Source organism: Rhizobium sp. UBA1881 (genome assembly GCF_002338015.1).
Lineage (GTDB): Bacteria > Pseudomonadota > Alphaproteobacteria > Rhizobiales > Rhizobiaceae > Rhizobium.
In genome coordinates this window covers 43,519-43,854 of record NZ_DDHH01000033.1, presented here as the reverse complement: position 1 = coordinate 43,854, position 336 = coordinate 43,519, and the positions used below count along the sequence as shown (strand labels likewise).

Annotated in this window: 1 pseudogene; it reads right to left on the bottom strand. The window is 58.3% G+C overall.

Going from position 1 to position 336, the window contains the following annotated elements:
- A pseudogene (locus B3605_RS03260) lies at window positions 1-336 on the bottom strand (polyprenyl glycosylphosphotransferase); the annotation flags it as partial.

The window sequence follows — 336 nt, the reverse complement described above, 5'->3', positions numbered from 1 at the left end:
CTGGGCGATATCGCCGACCAGGCCCGAAAACATGACGCTGACAGGAACGCAGAACTCACGCAATGCCGACAGGCACTCTTCTAGAACGGCGGCATTGGCATAATCGCCCCAGACGATCAGGACCTCATCGACCTCGGCTATGCCATTCTTCTGAAGTCGCTCTTGTAGCAGGCTTGGAGCCTCGTCGGCAGCGCGAAGGTGCATAGTATGCTTGATGGATAGCCCGCCCAGCGCAGCCTTGTGGATGAAAGGATCAACCGGCGTCGAGTCTGGGCATATTAGTAAGACGCGCCGGGTCGGGAAAGATGCATGGGCAACCGCGCGGTTCAGGTAGGA